This is a genomic window from Planococcus sp. A6 (genome assembly GCF_028823615.1).
In the GTDB taxonomy this organism is placed as follows: domain Bacteria; phylum Bacillota; class Bacilli; order Bacillales_A; family Planococcaceae; genus Planococcus.
Genome location: NZ_JAPEHT010000134.1, coordinates 1 through 8,290, shown reverse-complemented (window position 1 = coordinate 8,290; position 8,290 = coordinate 1). Strand labels below are relative to the sequence as shown.

Here is an 8,290-nt window from a genome sequence, read left to right as displayed (position 1 = left end):
ACGACCGCAAAAGCCATGGCCGCGTAATCGATCATTTTATTGTGCCGCAGCGCAGCCATCGTCCCGAGAATGATTCCGGAAACGACCGCTACGAGAATGGTGATGATCCCCAGTTCGAAGGAAATCGGGAAGCCCCTTGCTAACAGTTCGTTAACGGTGCGGTTCGGGTCTTTGATCGACGGCCCGAAATCGAACGTGACAATCGACTGCATATAACTGAGGTATTGAATATGTAGTGGCTGGTCGAGTTTGTAGAAGCGCTCTAGATTCGCCTGCACCGTCTCGTTCGTGTTGCGGTCGCTTTCAAGCGGTGATCCCGGAACGGCGTGCATGAGGAAAAACGTCAGTGTCGCGATGATGAAAATCGTCACGAGCATCATCAAAAATCGTTTGAATATGTATTTGCCCATTGTTTCTTCCCCCTAACAGAACTTCGCTTGCATCGCCAGTTCTGTCATGACCAGCATGGCGCGATAAGCTTCCAGTATGTTTTGTGCTTCGTAGCGAACAATCGTCGTGCCTTCTTCAATGCGGGTGCCAGGCATCATTGCCGCCAGCTCCGCTTCCCCGTAATTGGTGAATTCCATGCGAAGCGTCGGCTTCTCAGGCGGCACAAGCGGCTTTACGCGGTCTTTATGCTGAATCGCTTCCTGCGTTTTCTCTCGCAGCAAGCGCTGCGCTTTTTTCGGATGCAGCGTTTTCACTGCAGAACGCGTCAAGGTCTCTTTTACCGCGACAGTCGTGACACCTGGAATAAGCGCTTCTGCTTCCCTGCACGCGCAGTCATCTCCCGCTACCATCAACACTGGAACGCCGTGGTAACCTGCGACATATGCATTGAATCCGAGTTCGCCGATTTCGACATCATCGATCCACATCGAACGGACGCCGAAAATCATGGCGTGCGACATGACGCCTTTTTGACCGGCGCGTGCATGATAACCTGCGAAAAAAGCACCCGTATAGCTATCGTCCAGGCCTTCGACCATCGAAAATGCTTTGACGCCGCCTGTTATGAGTTCCGCTTCTTCGTGAAGGTCTTCGGCAATCAAATTGTTCATCTTGGAATGGGAATCATTGATCAGAAAAGATTCCGCTCCTGAATCGAACGCCCCGAGGATGATGGCATTGGCGTCTCCTGTCATGAGGCGCCGTCCCCTTTCATAATTCGCTTCTTTCGAGTCCACATATGTATAATCCGGAAGTGCCGTCACGCCTTCCATGTCCATCGACAAGTAAAATTTCATGCTGCGTATTTCCCCTTTGTTTGTCTAATTCGGAATATTTTTGAAACTTTTCATGTATTAATGTATCAATATTGTAAGAATATTTCAATATAATTTTTTATTCGATATACTTTATTTCACATGCAATTGACAACGGACAAAAACCCGAAATCAACCATTTACTGGCTTGTTTACGATTTCCCATGCATAAATAATGCATGGCATCACCCATGCCTATTTTTCTATACATCGTTGTTGACCTGACAGGTCGTTAACCTGTTGCCAGTCCATTCTTTTTCTAAAAGGGCCATGGTGATTTTATAAATTCCAATAGGCATTCCTCTATTTATTTTAATTTTTAGAATATTTGGTAATTTAGTCTCATGCATTATCTTCCAGCCCCTTATACACTGTAAATAAGTTATAAATAGTTCAACCGAACACTATAACTAGTAAACAGGGTTTCCCGACAATCAGAGAAGGAGCGGATCATCATGAATAATTTTGAAAAAGTACTGGAGATGCAATGGGGAGATCTTGCGCTGGGCGTAACGGGTTCTGCAGTCGTAATGTTGGCACTCAATTACTTCATGCTCATGTAGAAAGGAGCACAATATGATTTCCGAACATACGTAAAAGCCCTTTTCCGATAGACGGAAAAGGGCTTTTAAAACGCCTGCTCTCGAATTCCCGGGCAGACGTTTCTTATCCATAGGCTGTTGTATGCTTCATCATAGACCTCCATCGAGTAATTGTTTTTGCTGGGACAGCAGCTTCTCAAACAGTTCCTTATCCCCCGCGGCTAATGCCTGGTCGATCATGCGGTTGAAGTTTTCCTGCTCCAGGAACTGGATTGCTTCGGTCGCTTCTTTCTTTGTTTGTTCGTTCACTTCGATCAATTCCGCCCTTTCTTCCTTCAATATGCTCTGAAGGTGTGTATGGATATCCGAGACCAGCAATAATTGGTAGAGCGGCAAACGGATAAAGCGGTTCCCTTTTTGGAATACAAAGACTTCGGAAAGGTTTTCTACTTGGAAGGTATTCAAATTGACGATGATTTCCTTCCCTTCGACAGGGATGAAATGAAACACTTCATCGTCCTTCAGGATCGAAAAGTATTGATAAGCGAACACAAACTTGATGCGATGCCCTTCTCTCTTTGTATAAAACGGCTTCATCAGTTTTACATGCAACATCTGACTCCCCTCCTTATATTTCAGAATATTCTGCTTACATGAATCATACCATAAATTGGTCGAAACGAATAGAAATAAGTATGAATAAACGATGGCATTTCCGCTTCTTTTTCCTTCTTCGTTTACTGTATTGCCACAAATGCGTATAATAGAAGGAAATGTTTTTATTTGGGGCGATGCAGATGGCTACGGTTCTATCCTTAGCAAAACAATACGAAGATACGATCCACAATTATATGGCTGCTATCGACAAGTCGCTTCATCCTACGCGTGCGCTGGATGAGGAAATGGTTCGAAAAGCAGTCTTTTTAGTGCGCCATGACGGCGTGCAGATACATTCTTTCAATGAAGAACGCCTGCTGCTCGAAGCGAGCGTGAAAGATGCCCACTCGGTAAAAGTGGTGCTCAATTTCGGAAAACTCGCTGCCGTATGCGCTTGCCCACAGGAAACAAACTGCCGTCACCGATTAGCGGTCATTTTTTCGCTTTACCAAAAAATCGACTCGCTTTCCGAATGGGTCGCGAAATGGCGTGATAAGGAGAATGAGAAATTGTCGACACTGACGAACAAACGCTCACCCGATCAATGGGAAGCACTAATCCGCAGCACGTGGCGTGAACCGATCAATGATTACGTCACGCGCAATTATTTCTATTTTGAGCAATTATACGAAGGACGCTTGAAAAACGCCCTGTCCTTCATGCCACTCGAGCGTGAATGGAAAACTTTATATAAAACCTATGCCCACCTGATTTCATTGACAGAAGTATGGGAGACGTTCAGCGCGGGAACAAAAGAAGTGCATCATTCCTTCTTCAAAACCTGGTTTGCGGACGAATTGCATGCACTGCGTGATATGCTTGGACAATTGCGCGGCTTGCATCGCACGTTCGAATCGGACGCTTTTTTCACTCATTTGCGTGAACTGGTCCGCGAATTTGCGGAAACGAACGACGATTCGTTTTCGGAACGCTTTGAAATCTACCAGCTGTTCTGGACCGAATTATTCATCAGCCGGCGCGAACGGCTGAGCGGGCTCGAGGAATTCCGCCGCCCAGATGAACGAGTCAAAGCCTTTTTCGCTTTGCTGCTCGGGAACGAAGTCTCTCCCGGCAATATTACGCCTGGCGCTGCAGCGGACTGGGTCAAACTTGCCGTGCTCGCTGAAGAAGAAGGCCATCAACAAGGGCTCTCCGCAATCTTGATGGCCATCAAGCCGCATGTCCGGACATTCCTGTTTGACGGATTGTTTACACAGTACCGCCATCACTATGTCCGTGTTTTGAGCCGCCTGTATTCATTGATCGACTTGACCGAAGACGATTGGGAAGATTTGTTTACACAATTCGGCCATTACGGCTTGCCTGCCTATTCAGCCTACCTCGTCGAAAAAGGCATGTACAAGCAATGGGCAGAACTTCACCAGCTGCATAATTCCCCTCTGTATTTTGCAGAGGAATGCGGATTGAAGGAAGTGCATAACTCCGCTCCTGATTTCGCGCTGCCACTATACCACCGCTATGCGCTGCAGCATCTCGAAGAACGCAGCCGGACAAGCTATAAACAAGCCGTCCGCGTATGGAAGAAAATGAAAGCCGCGTGCAAGAAAAGCGGACAGATGCCGTTTTGGAACGCTTATATGAATGAAATCCAACATCGCTACAAACGCTTGCGCGCACTCCAGGAAGAGATCGAGAAAGGAAAGCTGTTATGAATCAATTCCAAACCGAAGGAAGCCGTACGTATTATTTAAAAATAGAACAGTCGGACGTGTTCCGGCTTCAGGCTTATAACGACAGCGGCAACCGGATCCCTCCGGAAATCTGGTCGCCATTCTTGTTTTTCGCCGACAAGGACAGCTTTTTCGGCATGAACGTTCAAACAGATGGCTTGGACCTGTTATTGACGCCAGCCGATTTTGTCCGGTTGTTCCAACAGGATCCCCATCATTATGTCCAGTTTTCCGGGCGCCGCCTGCAAGACGAATCTTGGCTGAAACTTGCGCGCCGCGTCGCCGACTCCTTGAACGATTCGGCCTTATGGCAGCATGTTCAAGTCGAAGATGGCGTCATTTCCATTGATTCGGCATATGGCGATGCGGAAATTCGCTCGTTCTTGACCGATACCATCGGACACCAGCTGCGCCAAAAAGGGCTCACTTCTGCCCAATTGCCGTACCTTTTGCATTTCGTCGAACATGCCGGCTGGGACGGACTGGAACCTGCGGATGATTATGTGCTCGCGATGCAATTGACCGAACCGGACGATAGCGGCTTATGGGCATTCCGGACAGCGCTGCGCACTAAACGCGGGAGCGCTTATTGGACGCCTTCGAAACGCCGTGAAAATGAAGTGATCGAAAAAGTGCTGCCTGAAAAATGGCGTGCCCATGCGCGTGACATCCAGGAGCGCCAAAGCTTGATCCTCAGCTTATGCCCTTCTGTCGAACGCTATGAAGCGGACCAAATGTATATCGCCCGCTGGACCGATGCGGAAGTGTTGAACTTCCTCCGCACCGACGCCGACTTATTGCAGGCATTTGGCGTGGAAGTATCGATTCCTTCCTGGCTGCAAGCTGTTCAGGAATCGAAAGTGCGCGTCAAAGCGAACGTCACTTCCCCGGCGAAAAAAGCATCGGTCGTCGGCCTGGACCAAATCATCAGCTTCGACTGGAAGTTCTCGCTCAATGGCGTTGATTTGAGCATGCAGGATTTCGAGCAGCTAGTGACTGAAAACCGTGAATTCATCCGTGTCGGTAACGAATGGGTGCGCGTCGACTCGAATCTGTTGATGCAGCTGCGGCAGATGATCGAAGAAGCGGAAGACGCCGATTGGACACTGAAAGATATGCTGTTCCATAATGTGCCGGACGTCATGCTCGAAGAACCGGGCGAGGAAGACGATCCGCTCGTCGAGTTCCATTTGAATAAATCCTTGAAAATCCTGCTCGACAAATTGCTCGATAAGCGCGACTTGCCGGAAACGCCATTGCCGGAGAACTTGAAGACCGAATTGCGCCCTTACCAGAAGACCGGCTTCGATTATTTAACCTTCATGCGCGAAGAAGGCTTTGGTTTGTGCCTAGCAGATGATATGGGGCTCGGCAAGACGGTGCAGTTGATCGCCTACTTGCTTCATGTGCACAGCGAAAAGCCGAAACAGCCATCGCTCATCATTTGCCCGACTTCGGTCCTCGGCAACTGGCAAAAGGAATTGGAGCGTTTTGCGCCTGATTTGAAAGTGGCGACGCATTACGGCAGCAACCGCCCGAAAGGCCAGGCCTTCTTGGACTCGCTTGCGGCGGAACAGCCGGACGTCGTGCTGTCGACATACGGCATCGCTTCGTCCGATAGTGTCGAAATCCAATCGATCACATGGACGAGTATTACGCTCGATGAAGCACAAAACATCAAGAACATGTACACGAAACAATCGCGGACGATCCGCAAGTTCAAAGGGCAGCATCATATTGCCCTGACCGGAACGCCGATCGAGAACCGCTTGTCTGAACTGTGGTCAATTTTTGATTTCATCAATAAAGGCTACCTGTACCGCATCAAGCAGTTCCAGGAAGCCTTTATGGTGCCGATTGAGCGGGATGATTCCGAACAGGCCAAAGAAAAGCTGCGGCAGCGCATTCAGCCATTCTTGCTTCGCCGGACCAAAAAAGATCCCGAACTGCAGCTGAACTTACCGGAAAAGCTGGAGCAGTTGGAATATTGCCCACTCACGCCGGAGCAAGCCGCGCTGTATGAGGGGCTTGTGCAAGATACGGTGCAGAAGATGGGGACGCTCACAGGCTTCGAGAAAAAAGGCCTCGTCCTGAAAATGCTCAGCAAGCTGAAACAGCTGTGCAATCATCCGTCCCTTTATTTGAAAGAGCCGTATACAACCGCAGACGAGTTATTGCCTCGCTCCCAGAAACTCGAGCGCATCGTGACACTTGCGGGGGAAATCGCGGAACGTGGGGAGCAGTGCTTGATCTTTACGCAGTACATCGGGATGGGCCATCTGCTGCAGCAGGCGCTGAATGAATTATACGGGCATGAAGTGCCGTTTTTGACCGGCAATATGCCGAAAAATCAGCGTGATTCACTGGTTGCTGCATTCCAGAATGGGGAATTCCCGATATTTATCCTATCCTTGAAAGCGGGTGGCACCGGACTCAACTTGACGGCTGCTACGCATGTGTTGCATGCGGACCGCTGGTGGAACCCGGCTGTGGAAAACCAGGCGACCGACCGGGCATACCGCATCGGCCAGACGCAGTTTGTCCATGTCCATAAATTTGTGACGATCGGTACGATTGAAGAGAAAATCGATTCACTGCTTACGCAGAAGCAATCGATGTCGGACCAGTTTATCCAATCCAGCCAATGGATGACGGATCTGTCCGATGACGAACTGAAAGAATTGTTCACGTATAGCTTCTAAAAAATCCGGCCAGGACCCCACCTGGACGGATTTTTTCTTTTGGACAGCAATCATCAGTTTTTCTCGCCTGTGGCGAAGACCCGTTTCAGTTCTGACAGCTCCCGCTCCGCTTCAATCATGCGCTGATGAAGCGAAGCAGTCAGTTTGATCAATTGCTCCATATGGACTTCCAATTGGAGCTGAAGTTCTTTCGGCATTCCACTTGCCTCCTTATGCGTCAACTGTTCACCTGCTCAGTTTCGGGCGGCTGGAAATCGAACTCTGCACTAGAATCCGGTTCCGTCCGCTTGGGGATGAGATCGTCTGAGGGCTTTCGTTTATCGAGGAAACGTACTTGGTCGCCTATCACTTCCGTTACATAGACGCGGGAGCCATCTTCCTTATCATAATGGCGTGATTGGATTCTTCCCGTAATGGCGACTTGAGAGCCTTTCATGCAATACTTGGCGACGTTTTGGGCTGTCCGGCCCCAGGTGGAGCAAAGAACATAATCGCTTTCGATTTCACCACGCTGGTTTCTGAAGTTGCGGGAAATGGCCACGACGAAGGTAGTATGTACACGCCCTTCCCCCAGCACCCGCATCGACGGGTCTTTCGTTAATCGACCTACAATGCCTACTTGATTCATTGATTTCACCTCCTGCCGGACAGGCCGATTCAGCTGCTAATATATTCGCCTGCTTGCTGTCCTGCCGGTAATGAAAGCATACTAATACCACCATTTCCTTGGCAATGTGGGAAATCGCGGATTTGAAAGGATTTCGGACATCATTTGCGGAATTCTGGAAAGAGCAAAAAGTTTTTCCGAACATTTCGTTCTGTGAACTATAGTGCTTCTTGCACAGTCAGCCGGAATGCAAAATCGCCATTTTGTTGCAATGCATTTTTTCCATAGACATTCGCCGGGCATTTCCCCGCTATGCTATACTGAAAACAAAGCTTTATCTGGAGGGAATTGCATGAAAACATTCAAAATGCTGTCGCTCGCCGTTGTAGACGGAGAACAACTGGTCGATTACCCGCTCCATGACGGCCTGATCATCAACCAGGAAAATTCCCAGCGTTCATGGGTTCTTGAACTGCTGGTCGACGAAAAGCATGAAGCTGTTTTTCTCGATATGAAACAAAGCGGTAAAGTACATGATGTCAAAGTCGTCATTTCCTATCCTGGAAACGAACCGGCCACGTTTGAAGTGATTATCCATGCCGTTAAACCAATCGGCGGACATGTCTCTGTGCTGATGAAAGGGACCTTGAAACGGGCGCGCCGCAAATACGCCGAGACGTTATTGTCGGAGCTATTGGAAGACGGGCTCGAAGGAGAGGAACTGCTCGAGCGTTTTGAAACGGATATGCGGGAACGGCCGGTATTGCGCAAAGACGAAACCAAATCCACATAAAAAAACTGCCTCCGCGGCCGAATTTGAACTGAA

General features: G+C 48.9%; 8 protein-coding genes. 3 read left to right on the top strand and 5 right to left on the bottom strand.

All coding sequences use genetic code 11. The features are described from left to right. The 3 genes from ON064_RS15450 to ON064_RS15440 all read right to left on the bottom strand — a co-directional run. Nucleotides 1–410 (bottom strand): ABC transporter permease (locus tag ON064_RS15450; protein ID WP_407951624.1); only part of this gene is annotated, 410 nt, incomplete at its 3' end. A 12-nt stretch (nt 411–422) separates the two neighbouring features. Beyond that, entirely contained in the window at nt 423–1,247 is an 825-nt protein-coding gene (locus ON064_RS15445; protein ID WP_274625480.1) for a M55 family metallopeptidase, read from the bottom strand. A gap of 710 nt (nt 1,248–1,957) precedes the next feature. Then, nucleotides 1,958–2,422: a hypothetical protein gene (locus ON064_RS15440; protein ID WP_058382979.1), complete on the bottom strand. Its 465-nt coding sequence runs from the start codon at nt 2,420–2,422 to the stop codon at nt 1,958–1,960. 182 nt (nt 2,423–2,604) lie between these two features. Between ON064_RS15440 and ON064_RS15435 the strand changes: the two genes are divergently transcribed. Both ON064_RS15435 and ON064_RS15430 read left to right on the top strand, forming a co-directional pair. Beyond that, nucleotides 2,605–4,137 carry a hypothetical protein gene (locus ON064_RS15435; protein WP_274625479.1) on the top strand — a complete coding sequence of 511 codons (1,533 nt, stop codon included), beginning with the start codon at nt 2,605–2,607 and terminating at the stop codon, nt 4,135–4,137. Next, nucleotides 4,134–6,857: a DEAD/DEAH box helicase gene (locus ON064_RS15430; RefSeq protein ID WP_274625478.1), complete on the top strand. Its 2,724-nt coding sequence runs from the start codon at nt 4,134–4,136 to the stop codon at nt 6,855–6,857. Before ON064_RS15435 ends, ON064_RS15430 begins: the two co-directional genes overlap by 4 nt. A gap of 53 nt (nt 6,858–6,910) precedes the next feature. Here the strand turns inward: ON064_RS15430 and ON064_RS15425 are convergent, their stop codons facing one another. After that, nucleotides 6,911–7,054: a hypothetical protein gene (locus tag ON064_RS15425; RefSeq protein WP_167358041.1), complete on the bottom strand. Its 144-nt coding sequence runs from the start codon at nt 7,052–7,054 to the stop codon at nt 6,911–6,913. Nucleotides 7,055–7,074: 20 nt separating this feature from the next. Continuing rightward, nucleotides 7,075–7,485 (bottom strand): single-stranded DNA-binding protein, encoded by a 411-nt coding sequence (locus ON064_RS15420; protein ID WP_121298322.1) that lies wholly within the window; start codon nt 7,483–7,485, stop codon nt 7,075–7,077. A 331-nt stretch (nt 7,486–7,816) separates the two neighbouring features. On the opposite strand from ON064_RS15420, the gene ON064_RS15415 reads away from it, so the two are divergent. After that, nucleotides 7,817–8,257 (top strand): YwpF family protein, encoded by a 441-nt coding sequence (locus tag ON064_RS15415; RefSeq protein WP_274625477.1) that lies wholly within the window; start codon nt 7,817–7,819, stop codon nt 8,255–8,257. Nucleotides 8,258–8,290 lie beyond the last annotated feature (33 nt).

What these genes read in the sequence shown, in the direction of transcription:
- ON064_RS15420 (WP_121298322.1), bottom strand. Translation starts at nt 7,485, where the DNA reads ATGAATCAAGTAGGCATTGTAGGTCGATTAACGAAAGACCCGTCGATG.
- ON064_RS15440 (WP_058382979.1), bottom strand. Translation starts at nt 2,422, where the DNA reads ATGTTGCATGTAAAACTGATGAAGCCGTTTTATACAAAGAGAGAAGGG.
- ON064_RS15445 (WP_274625480.1), bottom strand. Translation starts at nt 1,247, where the DNA reads ATGAAATTTTACTTGTCGATGGACATGGAAGGCGTGACGGCACTTCCG.
- ON064_RS15415 (WP_274625477.1), top strand. Translation starts at nt 7,817, where the DNA reads ATGAAAACATTCAAAATGCTGTCGCTCGCCGTTGTAGACGGAGAACAA.
- ON064_RS15425 (WP_167358041.1), bottom strand. Translation starts at nt 7,054, where the DNA reads ATGCCGAAAGAACTTCAGCTCCAATTGGAAGTCCATATGGAGCAATTG.
- ON064_RS15435 (WP_274625479.1), top strand. Translation starts at nt 2,605, where the DNA reads ATGGCTACGGTTCTATCCTTAGCAAAACAATACGAAGATACGATCCAC.
- ON064_RS15430 (WP_274625478.1), top strand. Translation starts at nt 4,134, where the DNA reads ATGAATCAATTCCAAACCGAAGGAAGCCGTACGTATTATTTAAAAATA.